This is a genomic window from Marinobacter sp. MBR-105 (assembly GCF_053628895.1).
Map to the genome: position 1 here is coordinate 122,988 of NZ_JBRJHG010000008.1, position 22,528 is coordinate 145,515.

The window sequence follows — 22,528 nt, forward strand, 5'->3', positions numbered from 1 at the left end:
AGGCGCTCAGATTTCTCCCCGGGCTTGAAGGTGTGGCAGTTCGGTGTGGCGCACCTGCACATTACGGTAATGATCGCGGAAATAGCGCCCGAGCTGCTCACACACATAAACGGAGCGGTGCTGGCCACCGGTGCAACCGATGGAAATGGTCATGTAACTACGATTGCTGTCGGCAAACGAGGGCAGCCAGGTATTCAGGAAGCCCGTGACGTCATTCACCATCTGACGGGTCAGCGGTTCCCGTTCCAGAAATTCGATGACCGGCTGATCAACGCCGGTGTGTTTGCGCAGGCTGGTGTCCCAGTATGGATTGGGCAGGCAGCGTACGTCGAAGACATAGTCTGAATCCACCGGCACGCCGTGCTTGAAGCCAAAGGACTGGAACAGCAGTGCCAGTTCCTGATCCTTGCGGCCGGCCACGCGCTGCTTGATCATGTCGCGTAGCTCGTACATGGAGAGCCCGGTCGTGTTGACGTAAAGATCGGCCAGCTTTGACAGGGGTTCCAGCAATTGCTTTTCGTTGGTGATTGCCTCCCGCAGAGACGTCTTGTCATCGCTCAGTGGATGCTTGCGGCGGGTTGCGTGAAAGCGTTGCAGCAGTGACTGTTCGTCGGCATCCAGGAAAATGATTTCAACCTCGACACCGGTCTGCTTCAGTTGCTGGTAAATGGTTTCAAAATTGGCCAGCTCGGCGGACAGGTTACGGGCATCAATACTGACGGCCATTTTTTTCAGCCGGCCGGGCGCTTCCTGAGTGGCCGCCTCTCGGGTCAGCGGGAACAGCAAGCCAATGGGCAGGTTGTCGATGCAGTAGAATCCCAGGTCTTCCAGCACATGCAGGGCCGTACTCTTGCCGGAACCGGATCGGCCACTGACGATAATCAGCTTCATGGGACTGTTTCTCCTTCAATCTGCCTGGCAGCCTGTCCAGATATCAGGCTGATCTCAGTGATTACTCTCCGCCATACGCTGGTAAAGGGTCGCGGGATCTTCACTCTGGCGCAGCCGGGCGCAGAAAGTGCTGTCATTGAAGCGCTCCGCCAGTTGGCTCAGTAACTCCAGGTGTTCACTGGTGGCTTCTTTGGGGACGATCAGTGCAAACACCAGATCTACCGGCTGGTTATCGATAGCATCAAAGTCTACCGGTTCCTCCAGAGTCATCAGCACGCCGATGACGCGGTCCAGGCCTTCCAGTCGGCAGTGGGGGATGGCAATACCCTCACCGATACCGGTGCTGCCCAGCCGTTCGCGGGAGACCAGATTGTTGAAGATCTGGGTGTCGCTGAGGATTTCATCCTGAAAGTGAATCCGTTCAGCGATGAACTCCAGCACACGTTTCTTGCTTGAGGCCGGCACCTTACAGAGGGTCAGTTCAGGGGCAAGAATATTGTCGATGGTCAGGGATGGCTCGCTCATGGATCGACTGCATGTCCGTAAAAAAAAGGCTGCGGCCGGTTAGCCCCGCCGCAGCTCGTTTCATGAAACACCCGGTAAGGTTCGCGCTTCAGCGACCGCCGTTACCGTGCATCCGGTCTACGTTCTTTTCCTTGTGCTTGAGGATCTGACGGTCCAGCTTGTCGACCAGAGCGTCGATTGCGGCGTACATGTCCTCATTTTCTGCCTTTGCGTGAATCTCACCACCAATCACGTGCAGCGTGGCTTCCGCCATCTGGCGCACCTTCTCGACCTCCAGGGTGACCTGGCAGTTACTGATGTGGTCGAAGTGACGCTCCAGCTTCTCGAACTTGGTGTTGACGTAATCCTTCAGAGCGGGAGTCAGTTCTACGTGATGGCCTGAAATGTTGAGTTGCATAGGCGTCTCCTGTTGTCATACTGCCGGCGTGCTTGCCGGATTGCGTGCCAGTGCATCTTGCACCGGCGAAAGTTTAAACCAGGCGTTTTCGTTCGTTCGAGGGAGGAATATGCATGGCCTCCCGGTATTTGGCCACGGTACGCCGCGCCACGTTGATTCCCTGTTCCCCTAGCATGGCTGCAATTTTGCTATCGCTCAATGGCTTTTTCGGGGTTTCCTCGGCAATCAGCTTCTTGATCATCGCCCGGATGGCTGTAGACGAGCATTCGCCGCCCTCGGCGGTGCTGACGTGGCTGGAGAAAAAGTACTTCAGCTCAAAAATACCGCGGGGCGTGTGCATGTACTTCTGGGTGGTAACCCGGGAAATCGTGGACTCGTGCATTTCCACCGCCTGGGCAATGTCAGACAGGATCAGAGGCTTCATGGCTTCTTCGCCCTGATCCAGGAACCCTTGCTGGTGTTCAACGATGCGGGTGGCCACTTTCAGCAGGGTTTCATTCCGGCTTTGCAGGCTCTTGATAAACCATTTCGCTTCTTGCAGCTGGTCGCGCAGGTAGGTGTTATCGGCACTGCTGTCAGCCCGGCGGATCAGTGACGCGTAGCTGGCATTCACCCGGATACGCGGAGCGATTTCCGGGTTGAGTTCAACCCGCCAGCGGCCTTCGTGTTTGCGTACGATAACGTCCGGGATAACGTAATCCGGTTCGGCCCGGTCCACGACATCGCCAGGGCGAGGGTTCAGGCTGGTGATCAGGGCCAGTACCTGTTTCAGCTGGTCTTCCTTGAGCCGGCTGCGGCGTAACAGTTGCGCGTAGTCCCGGTTGCCAAGCAGGTGCAGGAACTGGGTAACCACCAGTCTCGCCTGGCGCAGCCAGGGGGTATCCGGTGGCAGCTGGTTGAGCTGAATCAGCAGGCATTCCTGGAGATCCCGAGCGAACACGCCGGGCGGGTCGAAGTGTTGCAGGCGGTGGAGTACCGCTTCCACTTCGTCCAGTTCCAACGGGTCTTCTTCGGTTTCGTCCAGCAGGCCTGCGTGAATGTCCTCAATGTCAGACGTCAGGTAGCCGCGCTCATCCACAGCATCCAGCAGCGCGTGGGCAATGGCCTGATCCCGCTCGCTCAGAGGTGTCAGGTTCAGCTGCCACTCAAGGTGATCCTGCAGGGTTTCGGTAGGCGAGTTCCGGGTTTCGAAATCCGATTCGTGCTCGTCTTCGCCTTTGCTGGCCGGAGCCGGGGCAGACTGGTAGATGTCGTCCCAGGCGGTATCCACTGGCAGATCATCGGGAATGTTGTCCGGAATATCGTTCTCGGACGACCAGTCAGGGCCGTTCTCGGTTTCGTCCCAGTCCGGGCTCGCGTCCTGGTGGCTGTCGTCCTGGTTGGCCTCAGAGCTGGAAGCTTCACTGTGCTCGTGCTCTTCGCGCTCGTCGCCTTCAGGGTGCTCATCGTCCTCTGAGGTTTCCAGCATTGGGTTGGATTCCAGCGCCTGCTGGATTTCCTGCTGGAGATCGAGGGTAGAAAGCTGTAGCAGGCGTATGGCCTGCTGCAGCTGGGGCGTCATGGTCAGACTCTGGCCCAGCTTAAGCTGTAATGAGGCTTTCATAACCATGGCTCAAGATCCATAACTCATGGGCATCCCGGTTGTTGCTTTGCCGGCGCACAGGCCGAAAAAAATGTTGTACGCTGGTTACTTGCCATTGTCTGTGAACAGTATAAGCAAGTTTTTTGCCGAGTTTACTTGCTACAGATCATCAAAACAATCAGACCTCGGATAAACCCTGTTTTATCAGGTCAGAGCCGGAACTCATCACCCAGATACACTTCTTTCACTTGCTGGTTTGCCAGAATGGCTTCGGCATTGCCGGAGGCGATGATGTGGCCGCCGGAAACGATGTAGGCATTCTCGCAGATGTCGAGGGTTTCCCGAACGTTGTGGTCGGTAATCAACACGCCAATACCTTTATCCCGCAGGTGCCGGATAATGTGCTTGATGTCACTGACGGAGATAGGGTCTACGCCCGCGAAGGGTTCGTCCAACAGGATAAACGCGGGCTCCATGGCCAGCGCCCGGGCGATTTCAACCCTGCGGCGTTCGCCTCCGGATAGCGCCATACCCACGCTGTCTCGGATGTGAGTAATATGAAACTCTTCCAGCAACTCTTCCAGCTTGGCCTCCCGTTCCGCCCGACTCATGCCTTTGCGGGTTTCGAGGATGGCCATGATGTTGTCCCGCACGGTCAGTTTGCGAAACACGGAGGCTTCCTGGGGCAGGTAACCGATGCCCTTGCGGGCGCGCCCATGCATTGGCAGCGGGGTGATGTCCTTGGCGTCGATGGTGATCCGGCCGTGATCCGCAGGCACCAGGCCCACGATCATGTAGAAGCAGGTGGTCTTGCCGGCGCCGTTGGGGCCGAGCAGGCCGACAATCTCGCCGGAGCGAATTTCCAGAGAAACATCCAGCACCACTTTTTTCTGCTTGTAGCTTTTTGCCAGATTACTGGCCCTGAGAACTGCCATCCGAACCTTTCCCGTCACTGGATTGAGCTGAATTACGAGGCTGAATCACCATTTCCACCCGGCCGGAGCCGCCGTCGGATGGCGTGCCGCCTTCCGCAGTAACAACGCGGCGAACGGTGTCGTAGTGAATGACGTCGCCCCGGAATACGTTGCCGTCTTGTTCAATAACGGCCTGGCGTTCAAAAATAACCAGGTTTTCATCGCCAGACCAGGTGATGTTCAGGGCCTTGGCATCGGTCGTGCCTTCGCCTTCCTGGCCGGGTTGCCGGTAATGGGCGGGGTTGCCGGCGGCTTCAATCCGGCTGACACCCTGTTGGTTGCGGTAAAGTACCACCCGATCCGCGTCCAGCCGGGTTTCGCCCTGAATCAGTTCGACAGCGCCGGTGTAAACGGCCGTTCCGGCGCTTTCATCCAGGCGGGCCGAATCTGCACTGACCTTTATGGGGATATCGGAATCCAGGTTGAATGCCGATGCCGGGCCGGCCAGCAATGCCATGGCCAGAATCGCTGGCCGGCAGAAAGATCGTTTACCTGACGGTTTCATATTGTCCCTCTACCCGGGAGTTGAGTTCGAGAATGCGTTCGTTGATCCAGGCTTTCATGCCGGTGGAGCGGGTGACGCCGAAAGGCTCGGTGATGGTCACCGGCTGGTCGGTGTAGACGGTGCCGTTGCTGTTGTCCAGGGTCAGTGCCTCGGTCTCCAGAACGGCTTCGCGGCCTTCGGACTGTCGGGTCAATTGGACGTTCCCCGTAAGTTCCAGCTTTTCATTGTTCTGCTGAAGGCTACCTTCATTGGACTCAATGAGCCAAGGGTCGGGGCTGCCCTCACTGAAAAGCCGGGCTCTCGGCGTATCCAGATGAGCCGTGCCGGTTGCTTCAAACTGCTCAATTCTGGGGCTTGTGAGATCAATCTGGAGGTTCCCTTGCTCATCCCAGGCGCGGTATTGGCCGCCGATCACAAAGCCGTCGGGCTCTGCGGGCCCCCGTAGTTCGCTGGCGGCATTCCGCGAACTGACAGGCTCGTCACTTTGCCACAGCAGAAAAACGGTTGCTGTTACGGTGGCGGCAAGGGCCAGCGCTGTAATCCGCCGTTTGCCACGATCGCCGAAAAGCCGCTCGGTGATCATGCTGGCTCGTCCAGATAGGGGGCAAGAGTGTTGTCCAGGTGCCCTTGCGCCCAGAGCAGGAGATCGCAGGCCTCGCGCACAGCGCCCTGTCCACCGGGGCTGCGGGTACAGTAGTCGGCGTGTTGCTGAACCAGCCAGTAGCCGTTGGGTACCGTGATGCCAAGGCCGGCAAAACGCAGCGCGGGCAGGTCGGGCAGGTCGTCGCCCATGTAGGCAATCTGCTCCGGCGCAAGGTTCATATCCCGGATCAATTCCAGTAATGCAATTTTTTTGTCTTCGCGACCCTGCATCAGGTGCGGGATGCCCAGATCCGACATCCGCTTTTCCGTGAGGGGCGAGCGCCGTCCGGTAATCACCGCCACGGTGATGCCTGCCTGCATCAGTTGTTTCAGGCCCAGGCCGTCAAGAATGTTGAAGGCCTTGAGTTCATCGCCGCTGGCACTGAAATAGAGGCGGCCATCGCTCATAATGCCGTCCACGTCCAGGGCGATCAGGCGAATGTCCGAGGCTTTGGCCTTCAGGGCTGCGTCCCAGTGGGTTTGTAACGGATGCGCTGTCTGAGTCATCAAATCACTCCGGCCCGCAGCAGGTCGTGCATATTAATAGCGCCCACCAGGGTGCCGTTTGCGTCGGTAACCGGCAAGGCGTTGATCTTCATTTCTTCCATGATATTCAAGGCTTCTGCCGCCAGGTGGTCTGCCCGGATGGTTTTGCCGTTGCGGGTCATCACGTCCTGGATGGGGGTAGTGTGCACATCCACGGATTTGTCCAGGGTCCGGCGCAGGTCGCCGTCGGTGAAGATGCCCGTCAGGGTGCCGGCGGCATTAACGACCGTGGTCATACCCAGGCCCTTGCGGGTTATTTCCAGCAGTGCCCCGCTCAGGGTTGTGCCCTCGGCAACCTGAGGAATCTGGTCACCGGTATGCATGATGTCGGATACCCGCAGCAGCAAACGGCGTCCGAGGCTGCCGCCAGGGTGGGAAAACGCAAAATCCTCGGCGCTGAATCCCCGGGCTTCAAGCAGCGCCACGGCCAGGGCATCGCCCATGACCAGGGTGGCGGTTGTGCTGGAGGTGGGTGCCAGGCCCAGCGGGCAGGCTTCAATGGCCACGCTGACATCCAGGTTGGCAACGGCCTCTTGTGCCAGTACCGAATCGGGTTTGCCGGTCATGCTGATCAATGGCGCGCCCATGCGCTTGATCAGGGGGAGAATGGTGACCACTTCGCTGGTGCTGCCGCTGTTGGAAATGGCGATGACCACATCCTGGGGTGTTATCATACCCAGGTCGCCATGGCTGGCTTCGCCGGGATGAACAAAAAAGGCGGGCGTGCCCGTGCTGGCGAGCGTGGCGGCAATCTTGTTGCCGATGTGCCCCGATTTGCCCATACCTGTCACCACAACCCGGCCTTTGCAGGCCATGATGACCTCGCAGGCGCGGCTGAAATCATCGTTTATACGGCTTTCCAGCGCTTCAATGGCTTCGCGCTCGATGCGGATTGCCCGTAGGGCCGAGTTGCAAAAGTCCTGGGTGTTGAAGGTATTTGATTCGGTCATGTCGGCTGGCTGTCTGCTCGATCTGGGATTTGAGGCCGAAGTATATCACTTCTGGTGCCCCCGGCTCGCCTGCATCAGGGATTCTGATCATTGCCATCAAGACATTTTACGTTGCTTTAATTGAGGTCTGGGAGAGCTTGTCATAATGTAGGCGCTCCTTGAAAGGGATGGATTATGGAGTCATCTGCGTACATAACACTTAGGGATGTGGTGTTTTCCCGTTCCGGGCGCCGGATTTTTGATGGAATCAGTCTGGATATTCCCAAAGGGAAGGTGACTGCCATCATGGGGCCCAGTGGTACCGGTAAAACCACGCTCCTCAGGCTCATCGGAGGTCAGCTTCGCCCGGATTCCGGCCAGGTGAGTGTGGCAGGCCATGACGTGCCCCGGCTAAAGCGCAAGGCGCTTTACCAGCTGCGCGAAAAAATGGGCATGCTGTTCCAGAGTGGCGCGCTGTTTACCGATCTCAGTGTCTACGAGAATGTCGCTTTCCCGCTGCGTGTGCACACGTCGTTACCCGAAGATATGATCCGGGACATTGTTCTGATGAAGCTGGAGGCGGTGGGCTTGCGTGGTGCCAGAGAGCTGATGCCCTCAGAGTTGTCCGGTGGCATGACCCGGCGCGTCGCTCTGGCCCGCAGTATCGCACTCGACCCGGAGTTGATCATGTATGACGAGCCCTTTGCCGGGCAGGATCCGATTGCCATGGGCGTGCTGGTCAAGCTGATCCGGGATCTCAACAGTTCCATGGGGCTAACCAGCGTTCTGGTGTCGCACGACGTGCCTGAATCCCTGAGTATTTGCCATTACGCCTGCATTATTGCCGACGGCAAGGTGATCGGTGAGGGCACTCCCGAGGAGCTGCGGGCACATCCGTCTGAGCGGGTTCAGCAGTTTCTTGAAGGGCAGCCTGATGGCCCGGTGCCGTTCCATTACCCGAGTGGCGATGCGGCGGCTGATTTTGGTGTGGGAGGGCGGTCTTCATGATGGATCGTATTGCCGGCCTGGGGCGGCTCGGGATCGCGATCATTGCCTCCTTTGGTCGTTCCGGGCAGTTTCTCTTTGGTGTGCTGGCCGGTGTTCCCCGTCCGGCCACAGGTTTTCCCCTGCTGGTCAAACAGCTCTACGCAGTCGGCGTGTTGTCGCTGGCGATTGTGGTGGTCTCCGGATTGTTTATCGGGATGGTATTGGGGCTTCAGGGCTATACCATTCTCAGTGATTACGGCTCGGAGTCGGCGATTGGCCAGATGATTGCCCTAACGCTGGTGCGAGAGTTGGGGCCGGTGGTTACGGCCCTGCTGTTCGCCGGTCGCGCGGGCTCCGCCCTGACGGCAGAAATCGGCTTGATGAAGGCGACGGAACAGCTTTCCAGCATGGAAATGATGGGGGTGGATCCATTGCGCCGGGTCATTGCTCCAAGACTCTGGGCTGGTTTTCTCGCCATGCCGGTACTTGCCATGATCTTCTCGGTCGTGGGGATCTGGGGTGGCATGCTGGTTGGCGTGGAATGGCTGGGTGTGTTCGAGGGCTCCTTCTGGGGCAACATGCAGTCCTCCGTCGATTTTGTGGACGATGTGCTTAACGGCTTTATCAAGAGTGTGGTGTTCGGATTCGTGTGTGCCTGGATTGCGGTCTACCAGGGTTATGATTGCGTGCCCACCTCCGCAGGTATCAGTTCGGCGACCACCAAAACCGTGGTGTACTCATCGCTGGCGGTGCTCGGTCTCGATTTCGTACTCACCGCCGTCATGTTCGGTGATTTTTAACAGGATTCAGGGAGCCTTTCATGGCACAGAGAAGCATAGAAATCATTGTTGGGCTGTTCATGATTGCCGGCCTGGCCGCGCTCATGTTTCTGGCACTGCAGGTTAGCGGTCTGTCGCCGAAATCCGCGGAGCAGACCTACACGCTGTACGCGAATTTCAACGATACCGGAGGCCTGACGCCCCGTGGCAAGGTTTCCATGGCCGGTGTCACTGTCGGTACTATTGAGTCCATCACCCTGGACAGGGACACCTTCCAGGCGAGGGTAACCATGTCCATCCATGCCGAGGTTGATAACATCCCGGCCGACAGTGCAGCAGTAATACGTACATCCGGACTGCTGGGTGAGCAGTACATTGATATATCGATTGGCGGGGACCTGGAATCGCTGAACGCGGGGGATACCTTCTATTCCACCCAGTCTGCCATGAATCTGGAACGGCTGATCAGTAACTTTGCCTCCGGCCGCTGAGCCAGAGCAATGCACAGGAGAAACTAATGAGTGTCCTGAAACACCGTTTGACGTTGATGATTGCCATGGTCGCCCTGATGGTGGGCCAGGTCTGGGCCGGCCCGGAGGAGGATCTGAAGCGTTACGTGGACGAGAATACCCAGAAGCTGGTGCAGAAGCTCAATGCCGAGAAAGGGTTGTACGAAAAGGACCCTGAGGCGTTTTATGCCAGCATGGATGAAACCCTTCAGGAGTTTGTCGATTTTCGCCGGATTGCTGCCCGGGTGATGGGTCGATATGCCCGCCAGACCACGCCAGAGCAGCGGGATGCTTTTGTCGAGAAGTTCAAGCGCAGCCTGTTTGACAGTTATGCCCAGGCCCTGGTTTCTGCGGAAGATTTCGAGATCATCGTCAAGGAAGCCACCATCCTTCCTCAGAATGAGGATCGCGCTTCAGTAGAAATGGAGTTGATCAGTGCCTCCGGCAACCGTTATCCGGTCACTTACTCAATGTACCGGACAGGTGACGACCGCTGGATGATGGAAAACGTCATCGTAGAGGGCGTCAACATCGGCCTTGCCTTCCGGGATCGCTTTGCTCAGGAAATGGAAGAGAATCGCGGCCAGGTTCAGGCGGTCATTGACGGCTGGGGTGACGCGGTTGAGGCCCTGAATCTGGACGAGCAGGTGGATCGTTCATGAGTGATCGGTTGCCGGGCATCGTCCGGAACGGCAAAACTCTTTGCGTAACCGGCGATGTCGATGCCGACACGGTCCTGGCGTTGCGCAAGCAGGGCGAACAGGAAATACGGCAGGCCGATGGGACGCTTGAGGTTGATCTGTCCGGGCTTGGCACCGCGCACAGTGTGGTGCTTTCGATGCTTTTGTGTTGGCAGCGTCTGGCGCTAAGCCGACATTGCCATCTCTCCTTCACAGGCGCCAGTGAGCGACTTCGTTCTCTGGCCGCACTCAGTAATCTTCAGGATCAGATTCCCGGATTTGCCGAGCACAGCTGACCGGCGCCCGGGAATTGGTTACAATTCCGCCCCTGATTTCAACTTAGTCGAGGAATCCTTATGGACGCCGCCCAGGTTACCGAACTTGTCAAAGAAGCCCTGCCCGGTTGCGAGGTTCAGGTACAGGTTGATGGCAACCACTATCTTGTAGTGGTGGTGGGTGACGTATTTGAGGGACTGCCCACCATCAAACGGCAGCAAATGATCAACAAGGTGCTATTCCAGCATGTCATGGACGGCACCATTCACGCCCTTCACCCGAAAGCCTTTACCCCGAGCGAGTGGGCCGATCAGCAGGCCGGCGCCTGAACCGAACAGGATAATTACCGTGGACAAACTATTGATCAGGGGTCGAAAGCCCCTGGATGGCGAAATTCGCATTTCCGGTGCCAAGAACGCGGCCCTGCCCATTCTGGCGGCGACACTGCTGGCGGATGAGCCGGTCACCGTCGGCAACCTGCCGCACCTGAACGATATTACCACCATGATCGAGCTGCTCGGTCGCATGGGGGTGGAGCTGCTCATTGACGAAAAGATGAGTGTTGAAGTACACGCCAACACCATCAAGCACTTCCATGCACCGTACGAGCTGGTAAAGACCATGCGTGCCTCCATACTGGTGCTTGGCCCGCTGGTGGCACATTTTGGCGAAGCCGAAGTCTCCCTGCCGGGTGGCTGTGCCATCGGTACCCGACCGGTTAACCTGCACATCCACGGTCTGGAAATGATGGGTGCCGACATAAAGGTGGAGAATGGCTACATCAAGGCCAAGACCAATGGCCGGCTGAAGGGCGCCCACATTTTCCTGGATACGGTCACCGTAACGGGTACCGAAAACCTGATGATGGCAGCTGCGCTCGCCGAGGGTAAAACCATCCTCGAAAACGCGGCCCGTGAGCCGGAAGTGGTGGATCTGGCTGAGTGCCTGATCGCCATGGGTGCCGATATCAAAGGCCACGGTACCGCGACCATTGAAATCAATGGTGTGGAGCGCCTGCACGGATGCCACTACAACGTGTTGCCTGACCGGATTGAGACCGGAACCTATCTGGTGGCGGCGGCTGCGACCGGTGGCCGGGTGAAAGTAAAAGATACCCGGGAAGATATTCTGGAAGCGGTGCTGCTCAAGCTGGAAGAGGCGGGGGCGCACATCACTACCGGCCCGGACTGGATTGAACTGGATATGAAAGGCAAGCGGCCCAAGGCAGTCAGCCTGCGGACCGCGCCTTATCCGGCGTTCCCCACGGATATGCAGGCTCAGTTTGCGGCCATGAATGCGGTGGCCGAGGGTTCAGGTACCATCGTCGAAACCGTATTTGAAAACCGATTCATGCACTTGCAGGAACTGATCCGGATGGGCGCAGACATTACCCTTGAGGGTAACGCTGCCATCATCAAGGGTGTCGAACATCTGACCGGGGCTCCGGTCATGGCGACCGACCTGCGGGCCTCGGCTAGCCTTGTGATCGCCGGCCTGGTGGCAGACGGCGATACCATTGTTGACCGCATTTACCACATTGACCGTGGTTATGAGTGCATTGAAGAGAAGTTGCAGCTGTTGGGCGCCAGCATCCGCCGTCTGCCAGCCTGAATTTGACCAACGGGAACCCGGAAGGATACATGACAGATTCCATCACCATCGCCTTGTCGAAGGGTCGCATTCTGGAAGAAACCCTGCCGCTGCTGGCGGAAGCGGGCATTGAGCTTGTCGACGACGTGAAAAAGTCCCGCAAGCTGGTGTTTCCCACCACCGACCCGAACGTGCGGATTCTGATCATCCGGGCGACCGATGTGCCCACATATGTTCAATACGGTGGCGCCGATCTGGGCGTTACAGGTAAGGATGTTCTGATGGAGCACGGTGGCGACGGCCTCTACGAACCGCTTGATCTGAACATCTCCCGTTGCCGGTTGATGACCGCAGGCAAAAAAGGCGAGCAGCCACCGGCAGGCAGGATTCGTGTTGCCACCAAATTCGTCAACCTGGCCCGGCGCTACTATGCGGCTCAGGGCCGGCAGGCCGATATCATCAAGCTCTACGGGGCAATGGAGCTGGCACCGATCCTGAATCTGGCCGATGAGATTGTTGATATCGTGGATACCGGCAATACCCTCAAGGCCAACGGGCTGGAGCCAAGAGAACTGATTGACCACATCAGTAGCCGACTGGTGGTTAACCGGGCCTCCATGAAGATGAAACACGGCCAGATAAACCCCATAATCGAGAAGATGTCCGCGGCCGTTGAACGACGCCGCGATTCGTAGTGTTACTCCAAGACAGGATCTGAAAAATGACCGACAGAATCACCAGACTGAACACCACCCAGAGCGACTTTGACAGTGCGCTGGCCCAGCTGCTGGCCTGGGACGACAGTGTGGATCATCAGGTGAATGAGTCGGTTCGGCATATCCTGCACGAGGTGAAGACCCGGGGCGATGCGGCAGTGCTGGAGTTTACGGCCAAGTTTGATCGCCTGGACGTTGGCTCCATGGCTGAGCTGGAAATGGATAAAAGCCGTTTGCAGGCAGCATTGGACCGAATTCCCCAGGATCAGCGTGAGGGTCTGGAAAAAGCGGCGGAACGCATCCGTGACTACCACGAACGCCAGAATCAGCAATCCTGGCAATACCAGGACGAAGACGGAACCGTGCTGGGCCAGAAGGTAACGCCGCTGGATCGCGCCGGTCTGTACGTGCCGGGTGGCAAGGCGGCCTATCCTTCGTCGGTACTGATGAATGCGATTCCGGCCAAAGTCGCTGGTGTGTCTGAAGTTATCATGGTGGTGCCGACCCCGGATGGTGTGGTGAATGACATGGTGCTGGCAGCGGCCGCCATTGCCGGGGTAGACCGCGTGTTTACTATCGGTGGCGCCCAGGCCGTGGCTGCGCTGGCCTATGGCACGGACACCGTTCCTTCGGTGGACAAGATTGTGGGTCCGGGGAATATTTTTGTGGCCACCGCGAAGCGCGAAGTATTCGGAGTTGTCGGTATCGACATGATTGCCGGCCCTTCCGAGATCCTGGTGATCTGTGATGGCAAGACCGACCCGGACTGGATTGCCATGGACCTGTTTTCCCAGGCTGAGCACGACGAGCAGGCCCAGAGTATTCTCGTCAGCCCGGACGTAGACTTCCTGGATGCCGTGGAAGCCAGTATCAACAAGCTGCTGCCGACCATGGAGCGAGAAGAAATTATCCGCACCTCCATGCTGGGACGGGGTGCACTGATTCAGGTGGCAGATCTGAAAGAAGCCGCAGAAGTGAGTAATCGGATTGCGCCGGAGCACCTGGAGCTTTCAGTGGAAGACCCGCAGGCCATGCTCGACGACATCCGCCACGCCGGCGCGATTTTCATGGGCAGGCACACGGCCGAAGCCCTGGGTGACTATTGCGCGGGTCCGAATCACGTCTTGCCGACCAGCGGCACCGCACGATTCAGTTCACCTCTGGGCGTGTACGATTTCCAGAAGCGCTCTTCCCTTATCGGCTTTACCGCTCAGGGTGCCGACCGTATGGGGCGGGTAGCGTCGGTTCTGGCCCGTGGCGAAGGTCTGACAGCACACGCACGTTCAGCGGAGTACCGGATCAATGAGTAAGTACTGGAGTGACCTGGTCAGTGAACTCAAGCCGTACGTGCCGGGTGAACAGCCAAAAATGGCCAATCTGGTTAAGCTGAACACCAACGAAAACCCGTTCGGCCCATCGCCAAAAGTGATCGAAGCCATTCAGAGAGAACTGAATGACAGCCTGCGTCTGTATCCGGACCCGGAAGGCCAGGCCCTGAAAGATGCCATTGCCGAATATCACGTGGATTTTGGAATCAACCCCAAACAGGTGTTTGTTGGCAACGGTTCCGATGAAGTGCTGGCGCATATCTTTCAGGGGCTGCTGAAACACGACAAGCCGATCCTGTTTCCGGATATCAGCTATAGCTTCTACCCGGTGTATTGTGGCTTGTTCCAGATCGAAAGCGCGGTTATTCCATTGACCGACAGCTTCGAGATCGATCCGAACGACTACAGGCGTGACAACGGCGGCATTATCTTCCCGAACCCGAATGCGCCGACGGGACGCTACCTCGGACTTGGGCATGTAGAGGATATCCTGCAGGCCAACCCGGATAGCGTGGTGGTGGTTGATGAAGCCTATGTGGATTTCGGTGGCGAGACGGCGATTCGCTTGGTAAATCAATACCCAAACCTTCTGGTATGCCAGACCTTATCCAAGGCCCGTTCATTGGCTGGCCTGAGAGTTGGCTTTGCGGTTGGTAATGAAGATCTGATCGAGGCTCTCAATCGAGTCAAAGACAGCTTCAATTCCTATCCGCTGGACCGTCTGGCTCTGGCTGGTGCCGTGGCTGCGTTTGAGGACAAGCAGTGGTTCGAGGATTCCTGCAGTGGCGTGATCCGCGAGCGCGAGCGGGTGACCAGGGAGTTGGAAACTCTGGGTTTTGAGGTGTTGCCATCCAAGGCAAACTTTGTTTTTGCCCGCCATCCCGGCCATGAAGGCGCTGCGATTGCGGCGAAGCTTCGGGAGCAGGGCATTATTGTCCGGCATTTCAATAAGCCAAGAATCAGCGATTTTCTGCGCATCACGATTGGTACGAGCGATCAGAACAATGCTCTGATAAAAGGTCTCGGTGTGCTGTAAGGCCTTGCTCCCAAAGGGTGGGCTCGCTAAGCATTGAGCCAGCTGGCGTGCAGAACTTCGGTGGTAGTGACGGGCGGGAGGGGCTTCCCGGAAACCGCTACAAGCACATCCCTGTGCGCTTCTCTCCGGCCATCCATGGCCTCCGAAATTTCCGGAAAGCCCCTCCCGCCCGTCACCGCTGAACTGAGTGCACGCCAGCTTACGATGATCATGAGTCAGATAGAGCAGGAGAGGTGTCATGGCCCTTAGAAACGAAATCCTCGTTAAAATAGCCGAATGGCTCCAGCCCGATAATTTTCAGGACTATGCTCCCAATGGGCTGCAAGTAGAGGGTAAGGAGAGCGTAGGCGTTATCGTGACGGGAGTGACGGCATCGCAGGCACTGATCGACGCCGCAGTCGCACAAAACGCAGACATGATCCTTGTCCACCACGGCTACTTCTGGAAAGGCGAAGATCAGGCCATCCGTGGCATGAAGAAAAACCGGATCAAGCAGTTGCTGGACAACGACATCAACCTCGTCGCCTACCATCTGCCACTGGACGATCATCCGGAGTATGGCAACAACCGGCAACTGGCCGAAGTGCTCGGGATCCAGAATCCTAGGCCGCTGGGGGGGCTGGTCTGGCAGGGTGAGTTGCCGGAGCCCTTGTCAGTGGAAAAGTTTGAGTTAGAGATGGCTCGGGCTCTGCACAGGCAGCCGTTGCACGTTGGTGGCGGGGCAGACAAAATCAAAACCGTCGCCTGGTGTACGGGCGCCGCTCAGGGCTTTATCAACGTTGCTTTGGAGGCGGGCGTAGACGCCTACATCAGTGGTGAAATCTCGGAGCCGACAACTCATACCGCCCGGGAATGCGGCATTCATTACTTTGCGGCGGGCCATCACGCGACAGAGCGTTATGGAGTGCAGGCGTTAGGGGCGGCGATTGCTGAGGCGTTTGGTGTTACACACCGTTTCATCGATTGTGATAATCCGGTATGAAGATCGTTGTCAGGCTGCGCGTGGCGCAGCCTCTGATTTCGAATCAAGCCGGGCGCTTCTCGCCCTTGTCCAGACCGTAGTCCTCGGCAAGCGTGCCTTTGGCCTCAGGGTCGGCCTTGGGTGCATAATCCCTCGGAGGTTCTGAAGGCTCGCCATCACTGCCATGCTCCAGTCTGCCTTTGGATTTCTGGTCCAGCTCTTCCATCCAGTCTTCGTCATTGCACAGACGGTTGGCGCCGCGAGCCATATGCTGGTTCACATCCCGGTAGGCGTCGTTGAACCGGCGCAACAAGTGCGCGGATTCCATAAAGTGTTCGTTCACCTGGGCCTGATAGCGCGTAAACTCGCTGCGCAGCTCTTCAATCTGCTGCTCCGCCCGGCGCTGCCGCAACGTTGCTCCCTGGCCGGAACGGCCAACCAGAATCCCGATGACAATGCCAACTACCAACGCGGCAACTGCCGCCAGAATCAGGTTTGTCATATGAAAATCGTCCTTATATTGCCTGGAAGTGAGCCAATCCCCGTAAACGGAGTATAACGCCCCAAACCGGTTGAGCCCATGCTGAAACACTGAGCCAATCGTCGTATTGCCCCGAGAGCCGCCCGGCGTGGCGAAAAAGCGCGAAATAGGCGACAATACCGCGCCGATTTTTCACTCGACTCAACTATTCAGGAAGCCTGATGACTGCAGCCACGTCCTCCGATACCGTTGCGAACCTGACCCCTTGGGAGCGTTACCAAAAGGATCTTGAACGCCCGGATTTTCACAAGGACCCCGCCCAGGTAGATGCAGTTCAACGCTTGCAGGCACTGTACGATAAATTGGTGGCTGCTGAAAACGAGCGCAACAAAGGGTTGGCCAAACTGCGCCGCAAACTCAAGAAGGGCCGGGAAGAGCCGGTTAAAGGCCTGTATTTCTGGGGCGGCGTTGGCCGGGGTAAAACCTATCTGATGGACACCTTTTTTGAGTCGCTGCCATTCGAGCGCAAGATGCGGGTGCACTTCCACCGTTTTATGCAGCGCGTTCACAACGAATTGAAAGCTTTGAAAGGGGAGAAAAACCCCCTTGAGATGGTGGCTAAAAAGTTTGCGGACGAGACCCGTGTCATCTGTTTCGACGAGTTCTTTGTTTCCGACATTGGCGATGCCATGATCCTTGCCACGCTGATGGATGGGCTTTTTGGTCGTGGTGTTACCTTGGTGTGTACGTCCAATATCGTCCCCGATGGCCTTTATAAAGATGGCCTCCAGCGCGCGCGGTTCCTACCTGCCATTGAGCTGGTAAAGAAGTACACCGATGTGGTGAATGTGGATGGCGGCGTGGACTATCGCCTGCGTACCCTGGAGCAGGCAGAGCTTTATCACTGTCCGCTGGATGATGAGGCGGATATCAGCTTGCGGAACAGTTTCGACGCCCTGGCCGTCGAAGCGGCGAAGCACAGTAAAACCATGGAAATCAACGGTCGCAAGATTCCGGCCCAGGCCCACGCAGACGATGTGGTCTGGTTTGACTTCAAAGACGTGTGTGACGGCCCCCGGAGTCAGAACGATTACATCGAAATGGCGCGCCAGTTCCACGCCATTATCGTCAGCAATGTACCGGTGCTTGGTGGCGACAAGGACGACCAGGCGCGCCGTTTTATCAACATGATCGATGAGTTCTACGACCGCAACGTCAAGGTCATTATCTCCGCTGCGGCGCCCATCACCGAGCTCTATTCGGGCGGGCGCCTGAGCTTTGAATTCGAGCGCACGGAATCCCGGTTGCTGGAAATGCAATCCCAGGAGTATCTCGAAGCGCCCCACAAACCATAACCAGAATCATAAAGAACCAACAGAGAGGTCACAGCATGAGTCAGGACAACGTTGTCATCGTGAGCGGTGTTCGCACCCCCATGGGTGGTTTTATGGGTAGTCTTGCCCCGGTTTCCGCGCCGGAACTGGGCGCAATTGCCATCGCTGAGGCGGTGAAGCGCGCCGGCCTGCAGCCTGCCGATATTCAGGAAGTCATTATGGGTAACGTGCTGCCGGCTGGCCTGAAACAGGGGCCCGCTCGCCAGGCCATGCGCAAGGCGGGACTGCCAGACAGTACTGGCGCCACCACCATTAACAAACTTTGTGGCTCCGGCATGAAAGCGACCATGTTCGCCCATGACCTGATCAAAGCCGGCTCAAACGACATCATGGTAGCCGGTGGCATGGAGAGTATGTCCAACGCGCCTCACATTTTGCTGGGCGCCCGCCAGGGCTACCGCATGGGGCCTGGGCAGGCGCCCCAGGACCATATGTTCCTGGATGGCCTCGAAGACGCCGAGACTGGCCGTTTGATGGGATCTTTCGCCCAGGAAATGGCGGACAAGAAAGGCTATACCCGGGAAGAAATGGACGACTACGCGATTTCTTCCCTGAATCGTGCCAAGAAAGCGATTGAAGAAGGCCTGCTCAAAGAAGAGATCATCCCCGTTACCGTCAAGACCCGTAAGGGCGAGGTGGTGGTAGAGGATGATGAGCAGCCCCACAACGCCAACATTGAGAAGATTCCGACACTGCGCCCGGCGTTTGCCAAAGACGGTACGGTGACTGCGGCAAACGCGTCTTCCATTTCTGACGGCTCCTCAGCACTGGTGCTGATGCGTGAATCCGAAGCCGAAAAACGTGGCCTCAAGCCCCTGGCGCGGATCGTTGCCCATAGCACTCAGTCCCAGCATCCCAGCGAGTTCACCTGTGCGCCAGTGGGCGCGATCCAGACGCTTTTCCAGAAAACCGGCTGGACCAAGGACGATGTTGACCTTTACGAGATCAACGAAGCCTTCGCCATGGTGGCCATGATGCCTATCAAAGAGCTGGGCCTGGATCCGGACAAAGTGAATATTCACGGTGGTGCCTGTGCCCAGGGGCATCCGGTTGGATCGACCGGTTCCCGTCTTCTGGTTACCCTGATGCATGCCCTCAAGCGCTATGGCAAAAAGAAGGGTGTTGCCGCGCTCTGCATCGGAGGTGGTGAAGCCACCGCAATGGCGATCGAAATGCTGTAAGACGACAGGTGGTTGCACTCCTGAATCTTGTCTATAGTGAGGGAGTGCGAGCCCCGGCTGAACAGAGAGTGACAGCAAAATCATACTTTTGACTGATCAAAGCCCCCGAAAGGCTTAGCTATAGTGCAATCATCACGGCACTGTGTGTACAGCCGTCAGGACACCTAACACCAGAACAATCGAGCAGCGACTCAGAACAACAACGGAGTAGCCTTCCAATGACAAGAAAAACTCAACCGTGGCAGCGTTGGACCAAGTTACCACTTGCCGTAGCCATAGCCGCCGGCGTGTCCGGCCAGGCAGCAGCATACTCGTTCTACATGGGGGATGTTGAGGCTCAGTTCAATACCACGCTAAGTGCGGGTATTGGCTGGCGAGTCCAGGATGCAGATAAGCGTTTGATTGCTCAGGGTAACCTCGGCCCCGAATACGCTCCAGTCCAGTTTGGGGGTGATCCCGAATTTTCCAATATCGGTGCATCCACGAATAACTACGATGATGGCAATTTGAACTTTGAAAAAGGTGATACCTACTCCAAAGTTGTAAAAGGTAACAGCGAACTTTTTCTCGATTATTCAGTAGATAGTCAGTTCCTGACGCGGGTTGGTGGTTTGCTCCGTGGTCGCTACTGGTATGATTTTGAACTCAAAGATGAAAACCGCGCTGTTGATCCGGTGGGCCAGCGGCGGCAACTCAGTGCTGATGGCCAGGACAATGCTTCTGGCGGTGAGATTCTCGACGCTTATGTGTTTTCTGATTGGTATTTCGGCAATGTCCCCGTTAGCGCCCGCTATGGCAAACAGGTGGTATCCTGGGGCGAAAGCACCTTCATTCAAGGTGGTATCAATACGATAAACCCGATTGATGTGCCGGCCTTCAGGGCGCCAGGTGCGGAGTTGAAGGACGCTTTGTTGCCAGTTGAGATGTTCTACATTTCTGCTGGTGTTACCGAGAACGTCACCGTTGAGGCTTTTGTTCAGACCGACTGGGAAAAGGTTCGCATAGATGACTGTGGTACCTTCTTCTCCACAAATGATTTCGTGGCTGATGGCTGCGGTCCGGTTCTCCTAGCTGGTCAGTTGTCAGACAGTCAAGCTTATGAGCAGGGCTTCATTGCGCCACGCCTTGGGGATCGTGAAGCAGATTCGAAGGACCAGTTTGGTGTTGCGCTGCGATGGTATGTACCTGCACTGAATGACTCAGAGCTGGGCTTCTACTACATCAAGTACAACAGTCGGCTTCCCTACATCAGCGGTGTTACCAGTAACCAGGCGGCTGGGGGGCGTTTCCCAAGCTACTTCATCGAGTATCCGGAAGGTATTGATCTTTACGGAATCAGTATCAACACGACTACACCTGGCGGTTGGTCCCTTGGTGCCGAATATAGTTATCGGGATAAGTTGCCAATTCAGTGGAACGCCTTTGAACTTATCTATGGTGGCCTTCAGCGTGATACCAGTTTGCTGTATCAGCGTGAAGCGGAGCGGTTGCAGGCAGAGTTTGGCACAACTGATAACGGAGAAGTATCAGGCTATGACCGCTACGGTGTATCGCAGGCTCAAATGACATTGATCAAGTTCTTCGATCAGGTCATGGGTGCAAGCCGCCTGTCGTTTATTACAGAGTTCGGTGCAACCTATGTGCACGATCTCCCAGGCAAGGACGAGGCTCGTTATGGCCGTTCAGGGCCCTTTGGTATTGGTGTTCTGCCCAATGGGCAGTGTGAGTCCGGGGAATCCGCGAACATCAACACTAACTATTGCACCAACGATGGTTTTGTAACCGACTTCTCCTGGGGCTATCGTGCGCGATTCGTCTGGGATTATCCGAACGTTGTCGCAGGTATTAATCTGTCACCGCAGATTGCCTGGAGCCATGATGTGAAAGGCTATGCCCCGCAGCCAGGAGGCGCGTTCAATGAGGGTAACAAGTCTATTGGTCTCTCGCTGACTGGTGTCTACCAGAACAAAATCACAGGTAACATCGGCTACACAAACTTTTTCGGTGGCAAACCGTATAACGAGTTGACCGACCGTGATTTCGTGAGTGCGAGCGTTTCCTACTCATTCTGAACCGGACCGAATTCGTTCAACGAGGTAATTTAGATGAAATTAAACAAGAAACTACTGGCCACAGGTGTACTGGCTGCAAGTCTCTTTACCGGTCAGGCCTGGGGCGCGGTTTCTGCAGAAGAAGCGGCCAAACTGGGAGACACTCTGACCCCGATGGGTGCAGAGAAGTCCGGTAACGGTGGCGCCATCCCGGCGTGGACCGGCGGGTTAACGACTCCGCCAGCCGGTTACAAAGGCGACGGTATTTATGTGAATCCGTTCCCTGATGAGCAGCCTGAGTTTGTTATCGATCAGAGCAATGTTGATCAGTACGCCGACAAGCTGTCTCCAGGCCAGGTGGCGATGATTCGTCAATACGCTGATTACAAGATTCCGGTGTATCCGACCCATCGTACGGCGGCGTACCCGAAAGAGGTGATGGACGAGACCGTTGAAAACGCCACCAAGGTGGAGTTGATTCAGAACGGTAACGGCCTGGGTAATTATGAGAGCGCGACGCCGTTCCCGATTCCCCAGAACGGCCTGGAAGCTATCTGGAACCATATCACCCGGTATCGCGGTGGTTCGGTGCAACGGAACGTTGGCCAGGTTACTCCGACGGCCGGTGGCGACTACTCAGTGGTCAAGTTCCAGGACGAACTGACATGGCGTACTTACCTGAACGATTATCAGCCGGGTGAAGACGACAACGTTCTGTTCTACTTCAAGCAGGCTATTACTGCGCCAGCGCGTCTGGCGGGCAACGTACTGCTGGTACATGAAACGATTGATCAGGTAAAAGAACCGCGCCGGGCGTGGATCTATAACGCCGGTCAGCGTCGGGTTCGTCGTGCTCCGCAGGTTGCCTATGATGGTCCGGGTACCGCGGCTGATGGCATGCGTACCTCTGACAACTTCGACATGTACAACGGTGCTCCCGATCGCTACAACTGGGAACTGCTGGGCAAGAAGGAAATGTACATTCCGTACAACTCCTACAAGCTGGTGGATCGCGACCTGAGCTACGATGAAATCATCAAAGCCGGACACATCAATCAGGATCTGACCCGTTACGAGTTGCACCGGGTGTGGCACGTACGTGCAACTCTGAAAGACGGTGAGCGCCACGTTTACGCCCAGCGTGACTTCTACATTGATGAAGACTCCTGGCAGGCAGCGGTTATCGATCACTACGATGGCCGTGGCGAGCTCTGGCGTGTAGCAGAAGCACATGGAATGCAGTTCTATGACCAGAACGTACCCTGGTACGCCATCGAAGTACTGTACGATCTGCTTTCCGGTCGTTACCTGGCTTCTGGCCTGACCAACGAGGAAAACCAGCCGTACACCTTTGGTGTTGATCGTCAGTCCCGGGATTATACGCCGGCGGCTCTGCGTCGCGCTGGTACCCGTTAATAGCGGCTCTTCAAAGCTGTTAGAAAAAGCGAGCCGCCACGGCTCGCTTTTTTTTTGCCGTTTGATCTTGTCTCCCGCGTTAAAAATTCGCCTCTAACCTCTTTTTTCCCCGTCAATTTTTTGCAGCAGGCACCTGCTTTAGTTTAACCTCT

25 protein-coding genes are annotated in these 22,528 nt (G+C 56.7%); 15 read left to right on the top strand and 10 right to left on the bottom strand.

The features are described from left to right. Positions 1–6: 6 nt before the first annotated feature. The 9 genes from rapZ to ACSSVV_RS11210 all read right to left on the bottom strand — a co-directional run bounded on the left by rapZ (position 7) and on the right by ACSSVV_RS11210 (position 7,012). Entirely contained in the window at positions 7–891 is an 885-nt protein-coding gene (gene rapZ / locus ACSSVV_RS11170) for an RNase adapter RapZ (protein ID WP_022992012.1), read from the bottom strand. A gap of 54 nt (positions 892–945) precedes the next feature. Next, the gene (gene ptsN / locus ACSSVV_RS11175) at positions 946–1,416 is read right to left on the bottom strand and encodes a PTS IIA-like nitrogen regulatory protein PtsN (protein ID WP_022992011.1); all 471 of its coding nucleotides are present in this window, start codon (positions 1,414–1,416) and stop codon (positions 946–948) included. A gap of 88 nt (positions 1,417–1,504) precedes the next feature. Further along, positions 1,505–1,813 carry a ribosome hibernation promoting factor gene (hpf, locus tag ACSSVV_RS11180; protein WP_011786161.1) on the bottom strand — a complete coding sequence of 103 codons (309 nt, stop codon included), beginning with the start codon at positions 1,811–1,813 and terminating at the stop codon, positions 1,505–1,507. A gap of 73 nt (positions 1,814–1,886) precedes the next feature. Next, positions 1,887–3,416 (bottom strand): RNA polymerase factor sigma-54, encoded by a 1,530-nt coding sequence (locus ACSSVV_RS11185; protein ID WP_036149291.1) that lies wholly within the window; start codon positions 3,414–3,416, stop codon positions 1,887–1,889. 188 nt (positions 3,417–3,604) lie between these two features. Beyond that, positions 3,605–4,330 carry an LPS export ABC transporter ATP-binding protein gene (gene lptB, locus ACSSVV_RS11190; protein ID WP_113880023.1) on the bottom strand — a complete coding sequence of 242 codons (726 nt, stop codon included), beginning with the start codon at positions 4,328–4,330 and terminating at the stop codon, positions 3,605–3,607. Then, on the bottom strand, positions 4,308–4,874 hold the full coding sequence (lptA, locus tag ACSSVV_RS11195; RefSeq protein ID WP_114434201.1) for a lipopolysaccharide transport periplasmic protein LptA: 567 nt from the start codon (positions 4,872–4,874) through the stop codon (positions 4,308–4,310). Before lptA ends, lptB begins: the two co-directional genes overlap by 23 nt. Beyond that, positions 4,858–5,457, bottom strand: a complete 600-nt coding sequence (lptC, locus tag ACSSVV_RS11200; RefSeq protein ID WP_113880025.1) for an LPS export ABC transporter periplasmic protein LptC — start codon at positions 5,455–5,457, stop codon at positions 4,858–4,860. The genes lptA and lptC overlap by 17 nt, the downstream gene beginning before the upstream one ends. Beyond that, positions 5,454–6,023 (bottom strand): KdsC family phosphatase, encoded by a 570-nt coding sequence (locus ACSSVV_RS11205; protein WP_222448971.1) that lies wholly within the window; start codon positions 6,021–6,023, stop codon positions 5,454–5,456. The genes lptC and ACSSVV_RS11205 overlap by 4 nt, the downstream gene beginning before the upstream one ends. Beyond that, positions 6,023–7,012 carry a KpsF/GutQ family sugar-phosphate isomerase gene (locus ACSSVV_RS11210; protein ID WP_023011329.1) on the bottom strand — a complete coding sequence of 330 codons (990 nt, stop codon included), beginning with the start codon at positions 7,010–7,012 and terminating at the stop codon, positions 6,023–6,025. Before ACSSVV_RS11210 ends, ACSSVV_RS11205 begins: the two co-directional genes overlap by 1 nt. Positions 7,013–7,186: 174 nt before the next feature. Between ACSSVV_RS11210 and ACSSVV_RS11215 the strand changes: the two genes are divergently transcribed. From ACSSVV_RS11215 to ACSSVV_RS11265, 11 genes are all read left to right on the top strand, one after another. Further along, entirely contained in the window at positions 7,187–7,999 is an 813-nt protein-coding gene (locus ACSSVV_RS11215) for an ATP-binding cassette domain-containing protein (RefSeq protein WP_011786154.1), read from the top strand. Beyond that, positions 7,996–8,778, top strand: coding sequence for a lipid asymmetry maintenance ABC transporter permease subunit MlaE (mlaE, locus tag ACSSVV_RS11220; RefSeq protein ID WP_454106244.1), 783 nt, complete (start codon positions 7,996–7,998; stop codon positions 8,776–8,778). Before ACSSVV_RS11215 ends, mlaE begins: the two co-directional genes overlap by 4 nt. A 20-nt stretch (positions 8,779–8,798) precedes the next feature. Beyond that, positions 8,799–9,248 carry an outer membrane lipid asymmetry maintenance protein MlaD gene (gene mlaD / locus ACSSVV_RS11225; RefSeq protein WP_022992004.1) on the top strand — a complete coding sequence of 150 codons (450 nt, stop codon included), beginning with the start codon at positions 8,799–8,801 and terminating at the stop codon, positions 9,246–9,248. 26 nt (positions 9,249–9,274) lie between these two features. Continuing rightward, complete coding sequence (locus ACSSVV_RS11230; RefSeq protein WP_014422102.1) at positions 9,275–9,928, top strand: MlaC/ttg2D family ABC transporter substrate-binding protein; 654 nt, start codon at positions 9,275–9,277, stop codon at positions 9,926–9,928. Beyond that, positions 9,925–10,242, top strand: coding sequence for an STAS domain-containing protein (locus ACSSVV_RS11235; RefSeq protein ID WP_011786150.1), 318 nt, complete (start codon positions 9,925–9,927; stop codon positions 10,240–10,242). The genes ACSSVV_RS11230 and ACSSVV_RS11235 overlap by 4 nt, the downstream gene beginning before the upstream one ends. Before the next feature lie 60 nt (positions 10,243–10,302). Then, a complete protein-coding gene (locus ACSSVV_RS11240; RefSeq protein WP_014422100.1) occupies positions 10,303–10,551 on the top strand; it encodes a BolA family protein in 249 nt (82 codons plus the stop codon). 19 nt (positions 10,552–10,570) lie between these two features. After that, the gene (gene murA / locus ACSSVV_RS11245) at positions 10,571–11,833 is read left to right on the top strand and encodes a UDP-N-acetylglucosamine 1-carboxyvinyltransferase (protein WP_022992001.1); all 1,263 of its coding nucleotides are present in this window, start codon (positions 10,571–10,573) and stop codon (positions 11,831–11,833) included. Between the two features lie 29 nt (positions 11,834–11,862). Beyond that, on the top strand, positions 11,863–12,507 hold the full coding sequence (hisG, locus tag ACSSVV_RS11250) for an ATP phosphoribosyltransferase (RefSeq protein ID WP_011786147.1): 645 nt from the start codon (positions 11,863–11,865) through the stop codon (positions 12,505–12,507). Between the two features lie 26 nt (positions 12,508–12,533). Continuing rightward, positions 12,534–13,838, top strand: a complete 1,305-nt coding sequence (hisD, locus tag ACSSVV_RS11255; RefSeq protein ID WP_022991999.1) for a histidinol dehydrogenase — start codon at positions 12,534–12,536, stop codon at positions 13,836–13,838. Further along, on the top strand, positions 13,831–14,892 hold the full coding sequence (gene hisC, locus ACSSVV_RS11260; RefSeq protein WP_454106245.1) for a histidinol-phosphate transaminase: 1,062 nt from the start codon (positions 13,831–13,833) through the stop codon (positions 14,890–14,892). Before hisD ends, hisC begins: the two co-directional genes overlap by 8 nt. Positions 14,893–15,130: 238 nt before the next feature. Beyond that, positions 15,131–15,874: a Nif3-like dinuclear metal center hexameric protein gene (locus tag ACSSVV_RS11265; RefSeq protein ID WP_454106246.1), complete on the top strand. Its 744-nt coding sequence runs from the start codon at positions 15,131–15,133 to the stop codon at positions 15,872–15,874. Between the two features lie 43 nt (positions 15,875–15,917). Here ACSSVV_RS11265 and ACSSVV_RS11270 read toward each other — a convergent pair whose 3' ends face one another. Further along, positions 15,918–16,355 (bottom strand): YhcB family protein, encoded by a 438-nt coding sequence (locus ACSSVV_RS11270; protein ID WP_011786143.1) that lies wholly within the window; start codon positions 16,353–16,355, stop codon positions 15,918–15,920. 236 nt (positions 16,356–16,591) lie between these two features. Here ACSSVV_RS11270 and zapE point away from each other — a divergent pair, with 236 nt between their 5' ends. The 4 genes from zapE (at position 16,592) to ACSSVV_RS11290 (ending at position 22,376) form a co-directional block, all read left to right on the top strand. Further along, positions 16,592–17,689, top strand: coding sequence for a cell division protein ZapE (gene zapE / locus ACSSVV_RS11275; RefSeq protein WP_031210185.1), 1,098 nt, complete (start codon positions 16,592–16,594; stop codon positions 17,687–17,689). 35 nt (positions 17,690–17,724) lie between these two features. Next, on the top strand, positions 17,725–18,909 hold the full coding sequence (locus ACSSVV_RS11280) for a thiolase family protein (RefSeq protein ID WP_014422096.1): 1,185 nt from the start codon (positions 17,725–17,727) through the stop codon (positions 18,907–18,909). A gap of 218 nt (positions 18,910–19,127) precedes the next feature. Then, a complete protein-coding gene (locus ACSSVV_RS11285) occupies positions 19,128–20,981 on the top strand; it encodes a DUF1302 domain-containing protein (RefSeq protein WP_454106247.1) in 1,854 nt (617 codons plus the stop codon). Positions 20,982–21,014: 33 nt separating this feature from the next. Continuing rightward, positions 21,015–22,376: a DUF1329 domain-containing protein gene (locus ACSSVV_RS11290; protein ID WP_454106248.1), complete on the top strand. Its 1,362-nt coding sequence runs from the start codon at positions 21,015–21,017 to the stop codon at positions 22,374–22,376. The last annotated feature ends 152 nt before the right edge of the window (positions 22,377–22,528 follow it).

Bases quoted from the DNA above. Each gene is read 5' to 3' on its own strand.
- rapZ (WP_022992012.1), bottom strand. From the start codon at position 891: ATGAAGCTGATTATCGTCAGTGGCCGATCCGGTTCCGGCAAGAGTACG.
- ptsN (WP_022992011.1), bottom strand. From the start codon at position 1,416: ATGAGCGAGCCATCCCTGACCATCGACAATATTCTTGCCCCTGAACTG.
- hpf (WP_011786161.1), bottom strand. From the start codon at position 1,813: ATGCAACTCAACATTTCAGGCCATCACGTAGAACTGACTCCCGCTCTG.
- ACSSVV_RS11185 (WP_036149291.1), bottom strand. From the start codon at position 3,416: ATGAAAGCCTCATTACAGCTTAAGCTGGGCCAGAGTCTGACCATGACG.
- lptB (WP_113880023.1), bottom strand. From the start codon at position 4,330: ATGGCAGTTCTCAGGGCCAGTAATCTGGCAAAAAGCTACAAGCAGAAA.
- lptA (WP_114434201.1), bottom strand. From the start codon at position 4,874: ATGAAACCGTCAGGTAAACGATCTTTCTGCCGGCCAGCGATTCTGGCC.
- lptC (WP_113880025.1), bottom strand. From the start codon at position 5,457: ATGATCACCGAGCGGCTTTTCGGCGATCGTGGCAAACGGCGGATTACA.
- ACSSVV_RS11205 (WP_222448971.1), bottom strand. From the start codon at position 6,023: ATGACTCAGACAGCGCATCCGTTACAAACCCACTGGGACGCAGCCCTG.
- ACSSVV_RS11210 (WP_023011329.1), bottom strand. From the start codon at position 7,012: ATGACCGAATCAAATACCTTCAACACCCAGGACTTTTGCAACTCGGCC.
- ACSSVV_RS11215 (WP_011786154.1), top strand. From the start codon at position 7,187: ATGGAGTCATCTGCGTACATAACACTTAGGGATGTGGTGTTTTCCCGT.
- mlaE (WP_454106244.1), top strand. From the start codon at position 7,996: ATGATGGATCGTATTGCCGGCCTGGGGCGGCTCGGGATCGCGATCATT.
- mlaD (WP_022992004.1), top strand. From the start codon at position 8,799: ATGGCACAGAGAAGCATAGAAATCATTGTTGGGCTGTTCATGATTGCC.
- ACSSVV_RS11230 (WP_014422102.1), top strand. From the start codon at position 9,275: ATGAGTGTCCTGAAACACCGTTTGACGTTGATGATTGCCATGGTCGCC.
- ACSSVV_RS11235 (WP_011786150.1), top strand. From the start codon at position 9,925: ATGAGTGATCGGTTGCCGGGCATCGTCCGGAACGGCAAAACTCTTTGC.
- ACSSVV_RS11240 (WP_014422100.1), top strand. From the start codon at position 10,303: ATGGACGCCGCCCAGGTTACCGAACTTGTCAAAGAAGCCCTGCCCGGT.
- hisG (WP_011786147.1), top strand. From the start codon at position 11,863: ATGACAGATTCCATCACCATCGCCTTGTCGAAGGGTCGCATTCTGGAA.
- hisD (WP_022991999.1), top strand. From the start codon at position 12,534: ATGACCGACAGAATCACCAGACTGAACACCACCCAGAGCGACTTTGAC.
- hisC (WP_454106245.1), top strand. From the start codon at position 13,831: ATGAGTAAGTACTGGAGTGACCTGGTCAGTGAACTCAAGCCGTACGTG.
- ACSSVV_RS11265 (WP_454106246.1), top strand. From the start codon at position 15,131: ATGGCCCTTAGAAACGAAATCCTCGTTAAAATAGCCGAATGGCTCCAG.
- ACSSVV_RS11270 (WP_011786143.1), bottom strand. From the start codon at position 16,355: ATGACAAACCTGATTCTGGCGGCAGTTGCCGCGTTGGTAGTTGGCATT.
- ACSSVV_RS11280 (WP_014422096.1), top strand. From the start codon at position 17,725: ATGAGTCAGGACAACGTTGTCATCGTGAGCGGTGTTCGCACCCCCATG.
- ACSSVV_RS11285 (WP_454106247.1), top strand. From the start codon at position 19,128: ATGACAAGAAAAACTCAACCGTGGCAGCGTTGGACCAAGTTACCACTT.
- ACSSVV_RS11290 (WP_454106248.1), top strand. From the start codon at position 21,015: ATGAAATTAAACAAGAAACTACTGGCCACAGGTGTACTGGCTGCAAGT.